The sequence below is a fragment of the Mesorhizobium sp. WSM4837 genome (assembly GCF_055811435.1).
On sequence record NZ_JBVVQE010000016.1, the window covers coordinates 79,167 to 97,572 of the forward strand.

The 18,406-nt window shown below is 61.2% G+C and carries 15 protein-coding genes; 6 read left to right on the forward strand and 9 right to left on the reverse strand.

The annotated features are described in order from the left end of the window. Positions 1–82: 82 nt before the first annotated feature. Positions 83–715: a hypothetical protein gene (locus AC0L3D_RS11995; RefSeq protein WP_473644450.1), complete on the forward strand. Its 633-nt coding sequence runs from the start codon at positions 83–85 to the stop codon at positions 713–715. A 188-nt stretch (positions 716–903) separates the two neighbouring features. On the opposite strand, the gene AC0L3D_RS12000 is transcribed toward AC0L3D_RS11995, so the two are convergent. The 9 genes from AC0L3D_RS12000 to AC0L3D_RS12040 all read right to left on the reverse strand — a co-directional run bounded on the left by AC0L3D_RS12000 (position 904) and on the right by AC0L3D_RS12040 (position 13,564). Next, the gene (locus AC0L3D_RS12000) at positions 904–5,595 is read right to left on the reverse strand and encodes an alpha/beta fold hydrolase (protein ID WP_473629354.1); all 4,692 of its coding nucleotides are present in this window, start codon (positions 5,593–5,595) and stop codon (positions 904–906) included. Between the two features lie 397 nt (positions 5,596–5,992). Continuing rightward, positions 5,993–6,439, reverse strand: coding sequence for a MaoC family dehydratase (locus AC0L3D_RS12005; RefSeq protein WP_287253010.1), 447 nt, complete (start codon positions 6,437–6,439; stop codon positions 5,993–5,995). Between the two features lie 21 nt (positions 6,440–6,460). Further along, a complete protein-coding gene (locus tag AC0L3D_RS12010; RefSeq protein ID WP_473629355.1) occupies positions 6,461–7,672 on the reverse strand; it encodes an NAD(P)/FAD-dependent oxidoreductase in 1,212 nt (403 codons plus the stop codon). Between the two features lie 10 nt (positions 7,673–7,682). Beyond that, positions 7,683–8,915, reverse strand: coding sequence for a flavin-containing monooxygenase (locus AC0L3D_RS12015; protein WP_287237620.1), 1,233 nt, complete (start codon positions 8,913–8,915; stop codon positions 7,683–7,685). Between the two features lie 65 nt (positions 8,916–8,980). Next, positions 8,981–9,559 carry an OsmC family protein gene (locus AC0L3D_RS12020; RefSeq protein WP_287237622.1) on the reverse strand — a complete coding sequence of 193 codons (579 nt, stop codon included), beginning with the start codon at positions 9,557–9,559 and terminating at the stop codon, positions 8,981–8,983. An 858-nt stretch (positions 9,560–10,417) separates the two neighbouring features. After that, complete coding sequence (locus AC0L3D_RS12025; RefSeq protein ID WP_027154472.1) at positions 10,418–10,843, reverse strand: globin family protein; 426 nt, start codon at positions 10,841–10,843, stop codon at positions 10,418–10,420. A gap of 470 nt (positions 10,844–11,313) precedes the next feature. Continuing rightward, positions 11,314–11,922, reverse strand: a complete 609-nt coding sequence (locus AC0L3D_RS12030; RefSeq protein ID WP_023798174.1) for a transglutaminase-like cysteine peptidase — start codon at positions 11,920–11,922, stop codon at positions 11,314–11,316. Between the two features lie 268 nt (positions 11,923–12,190). Beyond that, complete coding sequence (locus tag AC0L3D_RS12035) at positions 12,191–12,808, reverse strand: PilZ domain-containing protein (protein WP_473629357.1); 618 nt, start codon at positions 12,806–12,808, stop codon at positions 12,191–12,193. Positions 12,809–12,925: 117 nt separating this feature from the next. After that, the gene (locus tag AC0L3D_RS12040) at positions 12,926–13,564 is read right to left on the reverse strand and encodes a PAS domain-containing protein (protein ID WP_091591271.1); all 639 of its coding nucleotides are present in this window, start codon (positions 13,562–13,564) and stop codon (positions 12,926–12,928) included. Between the two features lie 420 nt (positions 13,565–13,984). Here AC0L3D_RS12040 and AC0L3D_RS12045 point away from each other — a divergent pair, with 420 nt between their 5' ends. The 5 genes from AC0L3D_RS12045 (at position 13,985) to AC0L3D_RS12065 (ending at position 18,323) form a co-directional block, all read left to right on the forward strand. Then, positions 13,985–14,743, forward strand: coding sequence for a rhomboid family intramembrane serine protease (locus tag AC0L3D_RS12045; protein WP_473644452.1), 759 nt, complete (start codon positions 13,985–13,987; stop codon positions 14,741–14,743). 102 nt (positions 14,744–14,845) lie between these two features. Continuing rightward, positions 14,846–15,277, forward strand: coding sequence for a CBS domain-containing protein (locus tag AC0L3D_RS12050; RefSeq protein ID WP_473644454.1), 432 nt, complete (start codon positions 14,846–14,848; stop codon positions 15,275–15,277). 344 nt (positions 15,278–15,621) lie between these two features. After that, positions 15,622–17,121, forward strand: coding sequence for an Asp-tRNA(Asn)/Glu-tRNA(Gln) amidotransferase subunit GatB (gatB, locus tag AC0L3D_RS12055; RefSeq protein ID WP_473644456.1), 1,500 nt, complete (start codon positions 15,622–15,624; stop codon positions 17,119–17,121). Between the two features lie 4 nt (positions 17,122–17,125). Next, on the forward strand, positions 17,126–17,614 hold the full coding sequence (locus AC0L3D_RS12060; RefSeq protein ID WP_473644469.1) for a GNAT family N-acetyltransferase: 489 nt from the start codon (positions 17,126–17,128) through the stop codon (positions 17,612–17,614). A gap of 256 nt (positions 17,615–17,870) precedes the next feature. After that, positions 17,871–18,323: a phasin gene (locus tag AC0L3D_RS12065; RefSeq protein ID WP_027154463.1), complete on the forward strand. Its 453-nt coding sequence runs from the start codon at positions 17,871–17,873 to the stop codon at positions 18,321–18,323. The last annotated feature ends 83 nt before the right edge of the window (positions 18,324–18,406 follow it).

Sequence of the window (18,406 nt, forward strand, 5' to 3'; positions counted from 1 at the left end):
GCGACTCGCCTCTTGAAATGAAACGGCCTTTGACCGGACGATCACTAGTGGATCGGCCATTGACGATGCCTTGCGCCTCTTTATGAAGGCGATCGACCGTGATCCGGAGTTCGCGATAGCCCATGCGCGGGCGGCGCGGTGCTACGCTACCGGAAAAAGCAACCGCTGGATGGTCGACCGTGCGGAAGAGATTGCCGAGGCTACTCGACTGGCCAGGAGAGCGGTCGAACTCGGAAGGGACGATGCGATTGCGCTTTCCTACGGTGGATACGTCCTCGGCTACGTAGGCGGCGACCTTGATGACAGTGCCGCTTGCATCGATCGCGCGCTCGCTCTCAACCCGAACTTGGCCGCCGCTTTGGGCGTCAGCAGCTGGGTGCGGGCTTGCTTGGGCGAGCCAGGCAAGGCCGTCGAGCACGCCGCGCTTGCCATGCGTCTTAAGCCCATTGGTCCACGCCTGTTCGCTTGGCAGTTCAACACCGGGCTCGCCCATTTTTGTGCCGGCCACTACGATGACGCTGTCGCTTGGGCGGGAAAGTCGCTGCGGCACCAGCCGAACCACGTGAGCGCGATGCGTGTAGTGGCGGCGGGTCATGCCCTTGCGGGGCGCCTATCGGAAGCGCAGCAAATGATGGCTCGGGTCTGCGCGTTCGATCCATTGCTGCGGCTTTCGAATCTCGCCGAGGTGCTGCCGCCGTTTTATCGACCGGACTGATCGCAGCAGATATATCGAAGGCCTTCGCAAGGCGGGCCTGTCGGGCTAACGCGGTTTCAGCGCGAGGTGAGGTATATGTCGGCTTCACCGACGCATACTGGATTTCGAAAACCTAGCGTAGCCGGATGCTTATTCAGCCGCAGTGGCGGCGGCGCGGTTGCTGGGCACGCGTCACGTAGCCACGTTGGCTAGAAGAACTCACGCGCCGCCCGCGCATCCTGGCTGTCGTCGAGCTTACCGACAAGCTCGCCGTGAGGCGCGATAAATTCACGCGCTTTCTCGACATCTCCAAGGCTTCGAAGACAGCGAGCGAGTTCCACAGCGATACGCAGTTGGCCAATCGCGGAACGCTGCAAGGTGGCGACGTTCGCAGCCTTGTGGAGCATCTTCTCGATCTCGTCAGGTCCGCCACCGCTCTTTTCGCGGATACAGGCTTCGATCCTAAGTACTTCGGCGAGCTGGAAATAGGTTCCGTTGTAGCGGCCGAGCTCGAGGGCAGCTTCAACCGACTTGCGAGCGCTGTCCAGCCTGCCGCTGTCGCCCAGCGCTTCGGCGTAAAGGCCTATCAGATAGGGCAGCCCCATTTCAGCGCCGGTCCGGCGAATGGCAGATATAGCTTCCTCCATGCCGCGCAGGCCGGCCCCCCGTTCCCCAAGCCGGAATTGCCCCCATCCAACCTGGAACGCGGCTTGGCCGACAAGGAGCGGCAACTGGAACTTCTCTGCTATCTGCAACTCGCTTTCCGCCGCCCGAAGCGCGGCCTCAGGCTCCCCCGCGAACATATGGAGGTAGCTGGTCCCCCAAAACGCAAGCGCCATGCTCAGCGGATGCTCGAAACGTCCGGCGAGCCCGGTTGCGTCTTCGCACCGTAGCCTTGCCTTATCCGGCTCGCCGGCCAGCCAGGCTGACAATCCCGAGAAGCAGCGGCAGCAGACGCCCGGGTCATGACCGGAGTACTTGTACGTCAGATAATGATCGCGGTCGGGGTCGTAGAGGCCGATGGCGCGTTCCGCATGGTTCTGGGCCGCCGCGGTCTCCCCAAGGAAGAAATTGTTTGTCCAGAACATGTGCTCGGTCTCGATCGCGAGACCGGGATCGCTGTCGTCCTTAGCCATGCCAGCCCATCGGCAGGCCAGTTCCTGCGCCGCTGCCGGCTTACCGCTAAGCATGTAGTATTGGGCTCTCCCGCGCAGCGCCGTGAACAGACGCGCCTGGTCGCCGATCTTACTGCAAAGTTCCTCGGCGCGCTCGAACGCGGCGAGCACTTCGGTCGCACCCCAGCCACGGGCCGCCATGAGGGCCACGCCCCTCGCGAGCTGGAACTCGATCTCTTGCTCATCGGCGTCGGCGACATCGTTGCTCCTCAGCAGCCTGACCCCAAGGTCCAGTTGCTCAAGTGCACTGACGTGCGCCGACCGCCTGATCGCCTTGCGAGCCGAGATCAGAAGATAGCCGACGGCTTCGACCCAGAGGTGAGCCTGTTGCGCGTGTCTGGCCAGGCGTTCGCTGTGCTCATCAAGCCGGTCCGCGTAATGGGCCTTCAATTCGGCAAGCGCAGTCCTGTGGAGCTCAATGAGCGCCGACGATACGATACGTCCGGACACAGCAGTTCGGATGAGGACGTGCTTGAAGCGGACGAAAGCCTCGGGAAAAACCTGAAGCTCCACTAGGAGATCGGCCTTTTTCAAATTCTGGAGGGCGGCATCGAAGCGCAGGCTCGACAGCGTCGCCATCCTTCGTAGCAAGGGCACCGGAATCTCTCCGCCGAAGATCGAGGCGACCTCGGCTACCCGCTTCGAATCCTTGTCGAGACGTTCGAAGCGAGCGTCGACGATCGTCTGGATACTCGCCGAAACGACGATCTCGTCGACCTCGCCAGAAGGCCGGTAGCGGCCCGGCTGCCCTTCCAGCTTGCCGGTCTCGGCGAGAGCGCGGACGGTCTCTTCCAGGAACAATGCATTGCCTTTGCACGCATCCCCGACTGCACCGCGGAGCTGCGCCAGCTCAGGGTCCCTGCCAACCAGGTAGTCAAGAAATGCTGCTGCTTCGGCCGTATTGAACGCCGGCAGGCGGATTTCGGAAGGTCCTGCAGCGGCGAAGGCACCGCGATCGTATTCGGGTCGACAGGTCAGGATAAGCAGACAGCGGACAGTGGGCAGTGCCTGCGCCAGCCGCACCAGGACCCCCTCACTCTCGGCGTCTATCCAATGAAGGTCCTCGACCAGGAGAACGACGGGCTTCTCGCGGCCAAGGAAGAGCAGAAGCCCAACCGCTGCTTCCTGCATGCGCCGGGATCGCTCCTGGCCAGAAATGATAGCCCAGTTCGGATCCTGAACGGGCAGTTCCATGACTGCCATGATCGGATCTAGGAGCCGCTCATCGAAGCCTTGCGCGCTTTGCGCGGCCAGTACCTTTTCGATTGCGATTGGCGGCGCTTCGGTGTCGCCCACGCCGAACAGGGTTTGCAGCAGTTTCCGAATTACGACGAAGCCGCTGCGCAGGTCCGTTTCGAGCGCGCCGACCTCCAGATTCTCAGCATCATCGTGAGGGATGGCCCCAACGAATTCATGCGTGACACGCGACTTGCCGTGACCGGGATCGCCGACCACGAAAACCGTCTGACCTTCGCCGTCGAATACTTCATGCCAGGCCTTGTTCAGAATCTGCAGTTGCATCTCGCGGCCGACGAACGGCGACAGCTGCGTTTCGGCGCGCAACTGCCAGCGCGAGCGGCCCCGCCTGATCTCGATCACTTCAAAGAGCCGCTGGTTCTTCGGGTATTCCGACAGAAGTGGCGCTGCCAGCGCTTCCATACTGACGAAGCCGCCAGCCGATGCCCGGGTCCTGGCGGTTGCCACCACGAGATCGCGCCCCAACGCCTGGCTCAGCGTATGGGCCACGGACACCGGCCCGCCGCGCACCTCCAAAGCCCGGTCACGTGCCGGGCTGACGATCACGATGCCTGTGTCCAGGGCAGCACGAACGCCGGTCATCCAATCGCCATGGCGCAGCGCGAGCTCGCGCAGCGCGAGTGCGGTCCGGCAGGCAAGTGCAGCATGTCCTTCGAGCGGCTCAGGCGCACCAAACGACGCGACGAGGTCGTTCTCGGAAATCGTCAGAACCGTTCCTCCGTTGTCGCGCACGAGTGCGGTGGCCTGCATGAGGAAGGGGTCGACCCGCTCCAGCGCGACATCGGGAGGCAGGTTCTCCATCACCGGTTCGGCGTATTGGAAATCGGCGCACAGGATCGTTGCCTGTCGCCGGGTCCTCGGGTCGACCGCAACGACCGTTTGCGCCTGAAGCGCCTCGTTGGCAAATGTCGACGCCTCGAGAATGAAGTTGCGGAACGCGGGTTCCTCGGCAAGAAGGATGTGATTGGCGCTTTCCAGTTCGACGAAGCGGGCACCAGTTATCGATCTGGCGAGCTCCAAACCTTCCGAGAAAGGCGCGACCCGGTCGCCGTTGGCATGCAGCACGAGCGCTGGCACATGCAGCCGTTCAAGCGATCGCGATATGTCAATGTCGGCAAAGACATAGCTCAACCGCATCGCGTTTTCCGGCGTGAGTGTCCGGCGCTGCAGCTCATTGAACCAATCCATCTGCACGCGATTGGCGCCCGGTATAAACAGGTTGGTGAACATTTGGCGGAACAATGGATCGTCCCGACCCCAGCCCTGACGCATCAACGCCGAGATTGCTTCGCGTCTGACGATCTCCGCCGCATTTCCGCGCGCTCGCCATCCACGAACATATCCCCCCCAAATCAAGAGACCCGCGACCTTCTCGGGATGGCGAATGGCGTATTCGACCGAGAGAGCACAGCCTTGCGATATTCCAAGGAGGACGAAACGGTCGAGGCCCACGGCCTCTACGACGCATTCGAGATCGTCGACGAATGCATCGAAAGACACATCCTCACAGACTGTGTCGGAAAGGCCGTTCAGGCGCCCGTCGTAGCGTACAAGCGTGAAGCCGCTGGACAGGCCGTGGATCCAATGTCCCCAAACCGGGCTTTCCCAATCGAAGTCGAGATGGGACATCCAGTGCGAGGCACGCACGATCGCTGGCCCGGATCCGCTGATGACATAGGCGATCCGGGTGCCATCGCGGGCATTGACGTAGCGTATCTGCTGCTTACCTGACGAAACCTTCGTGGAAGGCGATGGGACGGGTTCGGGCACAGGCCCCGTCAGCGGAGGTTCGGGGGCCGGCCGGCCAACAGGTCCAGCCGTCGTGCCACTTCGGATCGGGGCAGCGGCGACGGTCAGTCGAGCCTGATCGTTAATGCGGGCGATCTCGTCTGCTAGATCATTGTCCGGAAGAAGTGACTGCAGTGTGTGCAGGTGGGGAAGCGCCCGCTCAGGCTCGTCGCCCAGGCGATCGATCAGGGCGCGTAGCGCCTTCAGGTGCAGAATCTCGGTCTCGTTCGAACAATAGACGCGCCAAGCCTCGAACGCCTGGCAGCGCGGCAGATAGAGGTCCGACAAGAACGGGCCGGCGAAAGCCGCAGCGATCGCTTCCAGACGCTCTGTAGGCAGCGAACCAACCGCATCGGCCGACAGGCTCCTGATCAGATCGTAGTCGAGCCAGATCGATCCCGGCTTCAGTTGGACCACGTTGCGATCGGCCGCAAGCCGGGTCTCGCCGTCAGCGTTTAAGATCTGGCGCAGCTTCGAAAGGCTCCAACGCAGCGCGCCCCGAGGATCATCAGGGACGTCCCAAAACATCTCACAAAGCCACTCGCGGCGCTGCTGCTTTTGCTGCACGGCCAGATAGGCGAGTAACGCCCGCGTCTTGCGCGATTGCGTTAGGGCCACAGGCTCGCCGTCACGGCGAACCGTGAGGTCGCCAAAGACCCTTACTTCGAAGGCCGAGCTCAATCCGGTTGTCCTAACCGTATGGTCGGCCTTACATTAGCGACGAAGCATTTGGGTTCGCAATACCCAAACCGATGGCGGACGTGTCTTCACGCCCGCCATCGCATTTGACCCGTACTCCGTCACCGGACCTCAGCCCTGCGAGCGATCTCGCAAAGGCGTCTGAAGTTAATCACCCGGTCGAGATGCTCCCGGACTGCCTCGAGCGGCGGACCTTTGCGGATGTCTTTCCACAGAGTGGATGTCGGGGTTGCATAGATACCGAATGAGATGTTCATAAAGTTGGCTCCTTGGTTTGCAGCGGACCATTCCGCTAAGTTCCTCGAACATGCGTTCTGCCCGTTGGAGACAGCGTGTGGGAGAGCATGGAAATGCGGAGCCGCCCGGCAGCCTATGGCGGCTAATCGAGCGGCACAGTGTAGGTTGTTGCCGTGCCGGACAGGCAAATCTCGCCTGCCGAGTTTGCGACGGTGGTTGACAGCGTGCAGATCGGCTTGTCTTCCCGCACGCTAAGCACCTCCGCGCGTGCGACGATCTCCTCGCCGATACCTACGGCCTTGAGGAACTTCCACTCGACGCCAAGAAAGACGCTGCCGGGTCCTGGTAAGTCCTCGGCCACCAGAGCATTGAGAAGGCCGGAAGTGACACCGCCCTGAACTATGAGACGGCCGAATACGGTGCGGGCGGATAGGACATCATCGTAGTGGAGTGGGTTTCTGTCGCCGGTCATGTCGCTGAACGCAATGATGTCGCTAGCCCGAGTGATGCGCCTTCGCTCTGCACTGGCCCCGAGTTCCGGTTGTCCGAACCGGACTCCGGACCATCCGGATCGTATGGTCGTTTGCATAGCCTTGCTCCGTTTTGTGTTTCAGATTGCCTCTAGCTGCGACGTCACTAGCCCTTGCGGGAGAGGCGGAACCTCGCGATCGCGCGCCGCCCGGGCCAAGAGCACAGTGACTTCGGATTTCATCGCCTCGCTGAAGCGCTTGTGGCGTTCAGGTAGCTCTTCGAGGGACCAGTCGAAGGCACTGATGGCGTCCGTGGTCTCAAGAATGGGCAGCGCGAGGCTGTCGCGTACTTCCTGGAACTCCCGCAATGCGGACGCGCGACAGGAAAGTATTGCCGTCGTGGCCCCTTCGGCATCACGCAGGGCGTCGGAAATACCATGCGAGGTCAGCGGATCGCGGAAGAAGCCGGCATCGCCGATCAGCATCCAGCCAGGGCCGTATGCCTGCCGCAATCGGCCGGGCGTGCCGCGGAAGGCCTTCAGACGTTCGCCACCATTGCCGAAGGCCCGCGATCCCAATCCGGGTGCCAGCGCTGCCAGGGCAAGCTGTGCGGCGGAAAGATCGAAACGGAACTCCGCGTCGAACCGCTCGGTCGGAACGGATGCGACGATACAGGCAAGCCCGTCATTCGTCGGTATCACGCCGCCGGATAAGTTCCGGCCGAAATACCAGTGGTATCCCGAGAACGCCGGCGCCGGGGCGTAGCCGAAGACATGTGCCACCGAGCACCGCCCCTGCACCAGCGTCCGTGCCTCGACCTTGCGAGCGATAAACGAGCCGAGCCCGTCTGCTCCAACCACGATATCGGCGCTTATCTCGCGAGTTTGGCCGCCGGCATCTCTCAATGTGACGCCGCGAACACGGCGATGTGCGTCGAACATGAGATCATGGACCGGTGTGTCATGCATAATCGTGGCTCCAGCGGCTCGTGCTGCATCGACCAACATGCGATCAAGCACCGTGCGGCGTGGAGCCATCAGGCCCGGAATATCTGGCTCGGGCCGAATGGGCACCGTGACCTCCTGCTCGCCATAGTGAAAAGTGGTAGACCTGATCACCGGCGCACCGCTTTGGATCAACGGTTGGAGCAGGCCCCAACGCGAAAGCTGCATGACGGCTGGTCGCATCAGCGCGTGTGTAGACAGAGTGTCAGATCCATAGGACTGGCGGTCGACTGCCAGCACCCGCAATCCTGCCCGGGAGAGCAGCATTGCCGTCGAGGCTCCGGCGCAGCGCGCGCCGACAATGATGGCGTCGTAGTGAGAATGTGCGGGGACGACATTGGAAAGCATCGGAATGTCCTTATGCTGCCTTGAGGCCGCTCTGACCGAGATAGTGTGAGACATGGTCGGCGATCGCTTGCGCGTCCGGTCCAACGCCTCCAATGAAATTGGAATCGCGCTTGCGCAGAAAGCGAAAGCCAAGCGCATAGAGGCCGGCGACGGTCGTTATCCCGGCCTTGTGGGCCAGTTCGCCATCGGCGGTGATGACGGGCAGTTTCAGCCATGAAAACGAGCGGCTGTAGCCGGTCGCCGATATGATGGTGCCGATGTCGTCGTTCGCGAACGACAGGCGCTTGAGGCAATTCGTCGGCAGCTCGATCGGGGCGGGGGCGCCGGCCATGGATTTGTGACCCGCGAACTGGTCGACCTGGCGAAGGAGCCGGTCCTGCTTGGCGTCCGCCGCCGTGATGCTATCTTTGAGATCATCGGCAAAGCCAATTGTCCCGTTCGAGATGCCTTTCAACCGCCCGGTGAGTTCGACTCCGATGCCCTGAAGGGTCGCCAGATCGACATTGGAGCGATCCGCCCGACCGGCAAGTTGAAGTGAAGGCTGTCGTCTGGCGCTGTCGGGATCTGTCAAATCGTCCAGCCGCTGGGACATGAATCCCATATGGTAGAGCCACCAGAAGATATCCTTGTCTCGCCAGATGCGCGGCAAACGCGTGTGCTTGCCGACGGACAGGATTACGCGTCTGCCACTGCGTCGCAGCTCGTCGGCAATCTGGACGCCCGACGACGATGCGCCGACAACCAGCACGCCGCCTGACGCAAGCTGGTCGGGACTTCGGTACTGCGAAGCGTGGATGCTGACCGGTTGGTCCGCGCTGGTATGCAGGGGGAAGGGCATGCTCGGCACGTCGCAATGACCAGTGGCCACAACGACGACTTTCGCCGACCAGTCGCCGGCGGTCGTCCGCAGCCTGAAGCCCTGCCCATCCTGTTCGCACGACAAGACATCGACGTACGAGCGCACCGGCGCTTGCGATCGATGGGCATAGCCAACCAGGGTTTCCACAAACGCGTCGCGGCTCATGTAGCCGTCGGGTTCGGAGCCACAATATGGGGAGCCTGGCAGCGCGTTCAGCCAATTGGGCGTCAAAAGGCGGAGCGAACGCCATGTCGAGGACCGCCACCGTTCGCCAATGCGCCCGCGTTCCAGAATGACATGCGAGATCCCACGTTTTCGAAGGCAATGGCTCAAGGCGATGCCCGCCTGGCCAGCGCCGACGATGACAACGTCAGCCTGTTCCATATTGTTTCCATCAATTTTGGAGGGTGACGGTTCAGACACCCGTCCGAACCGCCTTTCCGGGTGGATTACTGGATGGTTTTGACACCGACCGAAACGGAAACACCGTTCGTCAGCATGTCGAAGACCGCGGACCGTGCCCGTGTCTGCTCGACCAATTGCTGGAGCTTCTCGGACGGCGCATCGCCCTCGATTTCGAACGCCACCGCGATGTTCTGAAAGCCGTTTCGGACCTCGTCGGAAATCCCGAGGATGCCGCGCAGATCGATGTCGCCATCGACCGAGCACTGCACCTTGGTCAGCTTGATGCCGCGCGCCGCGGCGATGTTGGCGACGCCCGCCATCAGGCAGCTGGCGAGCGCATGCAGCAGCCATTCGACCGGGGTGGGCCCGTGATCGGCGCCGCACAGCACGGCCGGGTGGTCGCTGTCGGCGTAATAGGCTTTGGCATGCTTCTGTTCCTGGCCGGCGCCGTGGAAGCCGAGCATGACGCTCTTGCTGTGGGTGCCTTCGACCCACTCGTTGTGGACGCGGAACTGGAACTTGGCCAATTCAGGCTGGCCGGCGACAAAGTTGATCGTTGCCAGAAGGTTCGGCGTGTCGACGCCGTTCAACGGTGGCCTTGAGGCCTTGGTGGTGTGTTGCATCGTCTTCTCCAAGTGAATAGTGCGGCGAATTTGCCGGACCGCTTCCTTGTGACGGCGCTGCGTTTGAACGAGGGTGGTTGCGTTCGTGGAATTTGCCATGGAATTGCTGATCCACATGCTTCCACGCTACGAAACGATCTGCGAGACGTGGGCCTTGTTCAAAGCGCCAAAACCCCCGGCGAGGTGATCGCCCAGGATTGCGCGGTTGAATAATTCTTATGTTGAAGGCTTGGCCCGACTTCGGGGCAACCTCTCGCGCCCGTCGAGCCGAGCCTGTTCACCAGGCCGAGTCAATGTGGATCAGCATCATTCGCGTTCAAGCGACCGCGTTGAGCGCTGTTGGCAATCGTAAACCGCATGGACTTGACGTGATCGATCTCCGAGCGGCCGATGCACATGTCGTTGAGCAGATAAGTCGGGCGTTGAATGTAGCGCGACTCGCTCGCTGCGCATCTTCAATGCACGGAAGGCCAGGCGGATCGCGGATTTGGCGAAGCCGATAGCGTCGAGCCTGTCTCTCGAGGCGGAATAGTTTGCGTGATCGATAGGGGTCGTTTTTTCTCCATCCTCATCCTCATCCTCATCCTCATCCTCATCCTCATCCTCATCCTCATCCTCGCGACGCGACCATTCGCGCCGTCAATTAGAGGAGGTTGCGATAAGACCAGGGGAGTGAGCGTTTGAGCCTCCGTCGAATTATGGTCGAATTCGACGGAATGGATCCGTTAAATTGCGTATGCAACCACGGGAATCGACAGCCACTGTCAATCGCGGCCGCCGGGCTGGGCCACGGGCGCGTTTGGTTTCAAAGCGCGAACATCGCTAACTTAAGTGCCGATTGTTCCGGCATCGGATGCCTCACGCTGCGAGCTGATCCTCGCGAGCAGCCGCGATCATCACACTTGCGAGCAACGCATAGGCTGCCTCCCAAGCCTCGCCGACCGCCGGCGTGAAGGCCGTGCCGAGGCCGGCCGCCATCGTGTCGATGAGCGCTTGCCCGACGATCGGATAATGATGCTCCTTGAAACCGCAAGCCCCATGGCGCTTGGCGAGCTCGCGTACGGTCGGAAGGACGGTGTTGGCACGATCCAGTCCGCGCACGACGGAGCCCAGGCTCGCCATCAGCTCTGCGCCTTGCTTGGGCATGTCGCTCGCCAGAAACAGTGCGCGAAGATCCGAGTCGATCGCGAACAGGCGTTCATAGAACAGAGCCGCGGCTGCCACGCGTATCGGGAGGACCTCGTGGAAACTATCCTGAACAAGTCGAATCTGGTCGGGTGTCATTGGCGACGCTCCTGCGCTCCTGGCCTGCCTGCGGCTCGACCATCCGCCCAAAACGTTTCGCATACATGTCGTCCGGCGCGTCGATGTGTTTCAGTTGTGTCTCAATTGAGGTTCGGTTTGCGCTCAGTGTATTCAGATTCCTTCTGTGTCCTGACGGTGCCCGGAAACGTCTCAATGAAACCAAGCGTCTAGGAAACATTCCCGAACAGTCCTCTGATCACAGATCACTCGATTTTTCATCGCCTGGTAGCTCACGGCCGAAGCTTATTGCGCCGCTGAATTTGTCGCAATCGGAGCAATGTCCGCACCGGTCGTCTCCCGCCATTCCCGACGCGCAAGTAGGATTTGTCACTCACCAGGATCCTAGTACCGCTTGAAAAAGTGGAGCCGGCCCGGGGACTGGGCCGGCTCCTAAACCCGGTCGTTGGGGACGGGGAGGTGGGGCTCGACCGGGCTTTTGCGTCGCGTCCTTAGCGGACGCTGGCAACCGCGCCGGAGCGGCCGTCGTTGATCGTTACCCAAGCGCCAGAATTCTGGCTCGATTGGCGCTTCAGATAGGTGTAGTCGGTGTTGGTCCAGGACAGCACCCTGGTTTCGAGATTGTCGAGGATGAACTCTCCGAGGCTGGTGCGCACGGTCAGCACCGCGTGGCCGTCTCCGTTCGGCTGGCGCGCAACCGTCATCAAGAGATCGCCGGCCGGAACGCCGATGTTCATCAACGCGCGGCGCTTTTCCAGCGCATAGTCCTCGCAGTCGCCGAATTCGCTGTTGGAATAGGACCAGACCTCTTCCTTGCCCCACAGTTCCATATCGGTGCGCGGCGCGATCCTGCTGTTGACCGAATTGTTGATGCTCACGATCTTCGCCCACAGCTTGCGGGTCAGTTCGATCGGCGCCTGCTTCGGCGTTCGCTGATTGCATTCCTGCGGAATCTTCTGGCAGAACTCGTAATGGCCGACCGGCTGTGTGGTGCGGCTGCCGGTGTGCATGAAGGCAGGTCCCGCTGCATACGCTGTTCCCCAGGCGGTAAGCTGCGTCGCCATTGCCAAGAGCAACAGCTTGCCCCTCGTCTTCTTCATCGTCCAGTCTCCCCGTTTGAGGAGACAATGACACGATTGGATTTATTCGGCGCAAAGGCTCGAAGTAGACATTAAGTAAAACGCCCATAGAATAAACATAAAATTTGAATCATTTCAGTATAAAATTGTTGAGGCGTTTTTCGCGGGGATCACATCGGCGCGGCGCGGCGCCTTGGTGCGGCATCGGTGGCAGGCTGCGTTGGCCGGCGCGAGTCAACAAAAAACCGGCCGAAATGGGCCGGTCGATTGCGGGAGTGTGCGCTGTTTGTCAGGTGCCGGATGCGTTGAATTCGGAATCGAGCGTTTCCGGCCTCTGGATGACCGCGAACTCGATGGCGATGCCGTCCTCGAAATGGCGCACCACCTGGCCGCGCATGGTGCCCAGCATGACCTGGGTGCCGATTGCCGGCTTGACGTCGATCTCGACCGCGGCGCCCGAAAGCGACAGGTCGATGATGCGGCACTGGTACTGGCGCCCGTCGCCGAGCTGAAGCACGCTGGTCGGATTGCGCGGCGCCACGCGTTCGTGGCGGCGGTCTTCCGGCAGATCGAGCTCGTGCTTGTTGGCAAGCCAGGTCAATTGCGCTGCAAGCTTGTCCTTCTTGCGTTCCGACGCGATGACCGTCATCGCGAAACCGTCCTGCAGGATACGGGTGACGACGCCTTCGATGCGGCCGATGTGATCGATATAGGCGATGACTTTCTCGCCCGGCATGCCGATGCGCTCGGTGCGAAGCGCTACATTGCCCGGCGACATGTCGACCACCTGACACGGATGTTCGGTGCGATCCTCCAGCATGAAGCGTCCATAGATCTTCACGCGGACGCGCTGAAAGTTGCGCCTTTCAGCTTGGGACGGCGCGGTGTCGACCGCCGCTGACCTCATGACTGCCTACACCCCGTTTGGCATTCCGCGCGTTGATGCGAGGAACTTCGCCGGAAAGCTACAGCGAAGCGGGTTAACAAAGGGGAAAGCCTGACGCCGCTACTTTAGGATTTTGGATTATTCCCCGCGCCCGCCGTCGAATACGACCAGATGACGGATGCGGCGTGCCTGGCCGAGCGCCGAAATCGTCTGGGACGGATCGAGTTCCGACGGGACAAGCGAGGGAACGTCGATGGCCGGCCGGTTCTTGAGGAATTTCGGTTCCTTCTCCGGATCGACGAGACGGATCGAATCGATCAGGGCGTCGGCGATCGGATCCGCGCCCAGCCAGAAGGGTTTTTCAGCGGCGCTTATCACGCCGAGGCAGCGCGGATTGTCGACGCCGCCGTCGAGCGGCAGGGCGAGCAGCTCGAACTTGCTGGAACGGTCGGTGCGGCTGAAACCTTCATAGGTGATGAGCACGACGGATTTTTGATCGAAGACGCCCTGGATCAGTTTCGAGATAAGCCGCTGGTCCTTCTCGCGCCACAGCGAGGGAAAGGAAAACCCCTTGAGTTCACGGCCATAGACCGCGCAAAGCCTGGTGCCGGCGAGCCGGAATACCGCTTCGCCGCGCGTATCCTTTTCCAGGATGAATGTGTCGGCCAGCAGCGACTTGATATCGGCCGGCTCGACTTCCGAACGCTTCGGGGCAGGGCGCCCGTCACGCAGCCGGTTCCAATAATGGAACAGCGTGATCGATCCGTTCTGGTTCATGTTATGCTGCTCCGCGCAATCTGTCGTCTGATGTCCCATCGGTGAACAGAAGGGCGCCCTCCGAGGACCTACATGCGTTGCGGAGCAGGATGCGTGCCAGCATCGTTAACACTTGTTCACGGGTCGGGGCCGTTAAGGTTAACAAGTGGTTTACGTTGCGCTCCGCCCAGGCCCGTGGCACGTTAAAACCACTCCAGAAGCGGTCGTTTCGCAGCGATCGGCAGCATTTCAGTCAAAAGTTTGGGGGAGCATGGGGGCTCGACCAGCCGTTCAAGGGCAACCTTGGACGGCTTCTTTTTGATTCGCGCCAATTTTGATTCGCGCCGTTTTGATTTGCGTGGGGCGATTCGCCCTTTGTGAATCGGGTGACCGTGATCTACATGCTCGCGAAGTCGAAACCAGCGACTGAGTGCGAGCCATATGAGCGAACCAGCAAGCCCCTCGGAAATCGAACAGGGCGAGGGCGGACCTGTCGGCCATGAGCCGGAGCCGCGCCGCGAGCCGGTTTTCAACATGCCGCCCGTTGTGCTGGCGGTGATCGGCATCTGCGTCGTCCTCTATCTCATGCAGGAGTACGTGCTTAGCCAAAGCCAGCTGCTGACATTGTTGTACGATGCGGCCTTCATTCCAGTTCTTTATACTGGCCAATATGGCTTCGACTGGTTCCTGTTTTCCCGGCCCTTCACCTATGCCTTCCTGCATGGCGGCTTTGCTCATCTGGCCGTCAACATGGTGTGGCTGGCGGCTTTCGGCTCGCCACTGGCGAACCGCTTCGGCGCGCTTCGTTTCAGCCTCTTCTTCGCCGCGACGGGGCTGGCGGCGGTGGTGCTGTTCTGGGCCGTGCATCCGCTCGGCGAGGCGCCGCTGGTCGGCGCATCGGGGGCGATTTCCGGCATGATGGGGGCCGCCGCGCGCTTCGGCTTCCGCACCGACCGCTCGTCCGGCAAAGCCGCCTTCGCCGGCGCGCCGCTGCCGATGGCGGCGGTGTTCCGCTCGCGCGGCGTTGTGACTTTTCTTGCCATCTGGATGGTGATCAATCTCGCCACCGGCCTCGTTGCCTTCGCGCCCGGCATCGACAGCCAGATCGCCTGGGAGGCTCATATTGGCGGTTTCGTCGCCGGCTTCTTCGGCCTGCGGGCTTTCGATCGGCAGCAGCAGGCGGACGAGTTCAGGGCCTGAGCCTCGCCGCACTTGAAAACCAATCGATCGCGGCGCACGATGTCTGGCACTAGGGAAAGCCGGTCAGGGCAGGAACCGGCAAGGTAAACTGAGGAGGACGCCATGACTGTTAAGGCAATTCTCGAGCAGAAGGGCCACGACGTGTTGACGCTCGGGCCGAACGAAAAACTGAGCGAGGCCATTCGCATCCTGGCCGAGCACAGGATCGGTGCGCTGGTCATCACCAATGGTGATCACAAGATCGTCGGCATCCTTTCCGAGCGCGACGTCGTGCGGGTCCTCGCCAGGGAAGGGGCCGTCGCATTGGATATCGCGGTGCGTTCGGCGATGACCCCCAAGGTGAAGATCTGCAATGAGAACCACACCGTCAACGAGGTTATGGAGATCATGACCAGTGGCCGTTTCCGCCATCTGCCGGTGGAAAAGGACGGCCTGCTCGACGGCATCGTGTCGATCGGCGACGTGGTCAAGCGGCGCATCGAGGATGTCGAGCGCGAGGCCGCAGAGATCAGGGCCTATATCGCGACGGCGTGAGATCGCCAGCAAGTTTTGTCGAAGTCGGCGCCGCCCCTCATCGCCCTGCCGGGCACTTCTCCCCGTATAGTGACGGGGAGAAGGGGCCGGCCGCAGCCTTGGCGGCTTTTCTTGCTACAATGGAGATTGGCGAAATCGTTGATGCGGGCGCCCCTCTCCCCGTCACTATACAGGGAGAGGATGCCGGCAGGCAGGTGAGGGGCAGCGCAAACGTTTCCAATAACGGTTGCCCCTACCAGCCTGCGGCTTCACGCTTGTCTCCTTTTGCGGTTTGCATTAGCTGATGACTTCACTTTAAACGTCGAATTCACGTGAATTCCGTCACCGATAACGCGCAGGCCGCCATGACCCTCATCGACACCCGCATACCCGACGCCAAGCGCCTGATATCAGGCGCCACCGGCGACTGGGAGATCATCATCGGCCTCGAGGTTCATGCGCAGGTGACCTCGCAAGCAAAACTGTTCTCCGGCGCCTCGACGGCTTTCGGTGCGCCGCCGAACGCCAATGTCAGCCTCGTCGATGCGGCGATGCCGGGCATGCTGCCGGTCATCAACGAGGAATGCGTCAAGCAGGCGATCCGCACCGGCCTCGGGCTGAAGGCCGAGATCAACCACAAATCGGTCTTCGACCGGAAAAACTATTTTTATCCCGATCTGCCGCAGGGCTATCAGATCTCGCAGTTCAAGCAGCCGATCGTCGGCGAGGGCAAGGTGATCGTCTCCGTCGGTCCCGACAGGCACGGCGAGTTCGAGGACATCGAGGTCGGCATCGAGCGCCTGCATCTGGAGCAGGATGCCGGCAAGTCGATGCACGACCAGCATGCGACGATGTCCTATGTCGACCTCAACCGCTCCGGCGTGGCGCTGATGGAGATCGTCTCCAAGCCCGACATGCGATCCGCCGACGAGGCCAAGGCCTATGTCACCAAGCTGCGCACCATCGTGCGATACCTCGGCACTTGCGACGGCAATATGGACGAAGGCTCGCTGCGCGCCGATGTCAACGTCTCGGTGCGTCGGCCCGGCGGCGAATTCGGCACGCGCTGCGAGATCAAGAACGTCAACTCGATCCGCTTCATCGGCCAGGCCATCGACTACGAGGCGCGCCGCCAGATCGCCATCCTCGAGGACGGCGGCAAGATCGACCAGGAAACGCGGCTGTTCGATCCCAACAAGGGCGAGACGCGCTCGATGCGTTCCAAGGAAGAAGCGCACGACTACCGCTATTTCCCGGATCCCGACCTGTTGCCGCTGGAATTCGACCAGGCCTATGTCGATGCGCTGGCAAAGGATCTGCCTGAACTGCCCGACGCCAAGAAGGCGCGGCTGATCTCATCTCTCGGCCTGTCGATCTACGACGCTTCGATCCTGGTGTCGGAAAAGGCGGTCGCCGACTATTTCGAGAAGGTGGCCGCCGGTCGCGACGGCAAGCTTGCCGCCAACTGGGTCATCAACGATCTGCTCGGTGCGTTGAACAGAGCCGGCAAGGGTATTGAAAATGCTCCGGTTTCGCCCGATCAGCTCGGCGCGGTCATTGACCTGATAAAAGAGGGCACCATCTCCGGCAAGATCGCCAAGGATCTGTTCGAGATCGTCTGGAACGAAGGCGGCGATCCGCGCCAGTTGGTCGAAAGTCGCGGCATGAAACAGGTCACCGACACCGGCGCCATCGAAAAGGCGGTCGACGAGGTGATATCAACCAATCCCGACAAGGTCGAGCAGGCGCGCGCCAAGCCGAGCATGGCCGGCTGGTTCGTCGGCCAGGTGATGAAGGCGACTGGCGGCAAGGCCAACCCGCAGGCCGTCAACGACCTCGTCAAGGCCAAACTCGGGATCGAATAGGATGATGTTCGTTCGCACCGCTGGCGAGCGCGATCTTGCCGCGGTCCGGGCGTTGCTGGTCGAAACGTGGCACGCCACCTACGACGCCATCTATGGTGCTGCCAAAGTCGCTGAGATAACAGATGAATGGCATTCGATCGCCTCGCTCAAGGCGCGGCTGACACGGCCGAACTCCGAATTCCTGGTCGCAGACGATGGCAACCGCATTGGCGGCATGGCGTTCGCCGCAGCCACCACGGATGCGAGGATCGTCATGCTGAACCAGCTCTACGTGCTTCCGGCCTGCCAGAGGCAAGGGATCGGCCAGGCGCTGCTGGAAGAGGTCGAGGCCAGCTTTCCCGAGGCGCGGACGCTGCGTGTCGAAGTGGAAGAGGCAAATGCTCCCGCCGTCGCCATCTATCGCTCGAAAGGGTTTTTGCCAGCCGGGAACACTGCTGACTGTGGCGGTGGCTCAGGGCTGCCGGCGCTGATTTTGGAAAAGGCGATCGAATAGATTTGCCTGGCCTGACAGGTCGCAGTCAGTTGCGTTTTTACGGGGCTGCGCCGGTCGGTTGCGGGCTGAATTGCGGAATCGCGGTCCGCAAAAAACACGCCCGAAGGTAGAAATTCACCGGTGGCTAGCGCTGAGGCAAAAAAGCATGGTGCGACGCACAAAAATATTGCAATGCACTGCAGATGCCGTAACGTCAGGTTCTAGATGAACGAGACGGCCTTTCTACAAAGGTCGCCCACCGCAAAGGATGGAAACTATGACGAAGACCGCTGATAAAACTGCTGAAAACGTTGAGAATGCAGAAGTCCAGACCGAGGTAACCGATCAGTTCCGTGCTGTCGCCGAAAAGGGCGTCGAGCAATCGAAAGAAGCCTTATCGAAATTGGCGACCGGCGCCGAGGCGACCCAGAAGGCTCTCGAGTCATCCTTCGAAACAGCCAAGACCGCTAGCAATGAGCTGTCGCTGAAGACGATCGCCGCTTTGCGCGCAAATGTTGAGGCCAGCTTTTCTCACCTCGAAGCCCTGGTTACCGTGAAATCGCCCTCCGAGTTCGTCGAACTGCAGACAGACTTCTTGCGCAAGCAGGTGGAAAAGACGGTCGAGCAGAGCAAGGAGCTCCAGGCGGCGGCGACGAAAGCCGCCGAAGACGTATCCAAGCCGATCAAGGATGTCTACGAGAAAGCGATGAAGGATCTCAAGGTCGCCTGATTGGCCTTGATGCCTGATTGGCCCTAAGCATGTCGCGCAAAAGCACGCCCTCGGGCTTGAACCGAGGGCGCGAAGCGGTTTTG

What these genes read in the sequence shown, in the direction of transcription:
- AC0L3D_RS12035 (WP_473629357.1), bottom strand. Translation starts at nt 12,808, where the DNA reads ATGAGGTCAGCGGCGGTCGACACCGCGCCGTCCCAAGCTGAAAGGCGC.
- AC0L3D_RS12065 (WP_027154463.1), top strand. Translation starts at nt 17,871, where the DNA reads ATGACGAAGACCGCTGATAAAACTGCTGAAAACGTTGAGAATGCAGAA.
- gatB (WP_473644456.1), top strand. Translation starts at nt 15,622, where the DNA reads ATGACCCTCATCGACACCCGCATACCCGACGCCAAGCGCCTGATATCA.
- AC0L3D_RS12015 (WP_287237620.1), bottom strand. Translation starts at nt 8,915, where the DNA reads ATGGAACAGGCTGACGTTGTCATCGTCGGCGCTGGCCAGGCGGGCATC.
- AC0L3D_RS12010 (WP_473629355.1), bottom strand. Translation starts at nt 7,672, where the DNA reads ATGCTTTCCAATGTCGTCCCCGCACATTCTCACTACGACGCCATCATT.
- AC0L3D_RS12030 (WP_023798174.1), bottom strand. Translation starts at nt 11,922, where the DNA reads ATGAAGAAGACGAGGGGCAAGCTGTTGCTCTTGGCAATGGCGACGCAG.
- AC0L3D_RS12020 (WP_287237622.1), bottom strand. Translation starts at nt 9,559, where the DNA reads ATGCAACACACCACCAAGGCCTCAAGGCCACCGTTGAACGGCGTCGAC.
- AC0L3D_RS11995 (WP_473644450.1), top strand. Translation starts at nt 83, where the DNA reads ATGAAGGCGATCGACCGTGATCCGGAGTTCGCGATAGCCCATGCGCGG.
- AC0L3D_RS12060 (WP_473644469.1), top strand. Translation starts at nt 17,126, where the DNA reads ATGTTCGTTCGCACCGCTGGCGAGCGCGATCTTGCCGCGGTCCGGGCG.
- AC0L3D_RS12045 (WP_473644452.1), top strand. Translation starts at nt 13,985, where the DNA reads ATGAGCGAACCAGCAAGCCCCTCGGAAATCGAACAGGGCGAGGGCGGA.
- AC0L3D_RS12040 (WP_091591271.1), bottom strand. Translation starts at nt 13,564, where the DNA reads ATGAACCAGAACGGATCGATCACGCTGTTCCATTATTGGAACCGGCTG.
- AC0L3D_RS12050 (WP_473644454.1), top strand. Translation starts at nt 14,846, where the DNA reads ATGACTGTTAAGGCAATTCTCGAGCAGAAGGGCCACGACGTGTTGACG.
- AC0L3D_RS12025 (WP_027154472.1), bottom strand. Translation starts at nt 10,843, where the DNA reads ATGACACCCGACCAGATTCGACTTGTTCAGGATAGTTTCCACGAGGTC.
- AC0L3D_RS12005 (WP_287253010.1), bottom strand. Translation starts at nt 6,439, where the DNA reads ATGCAAACGACCATACGATCCGGATGGTCCGGAGTCCGGTTCGGACAA.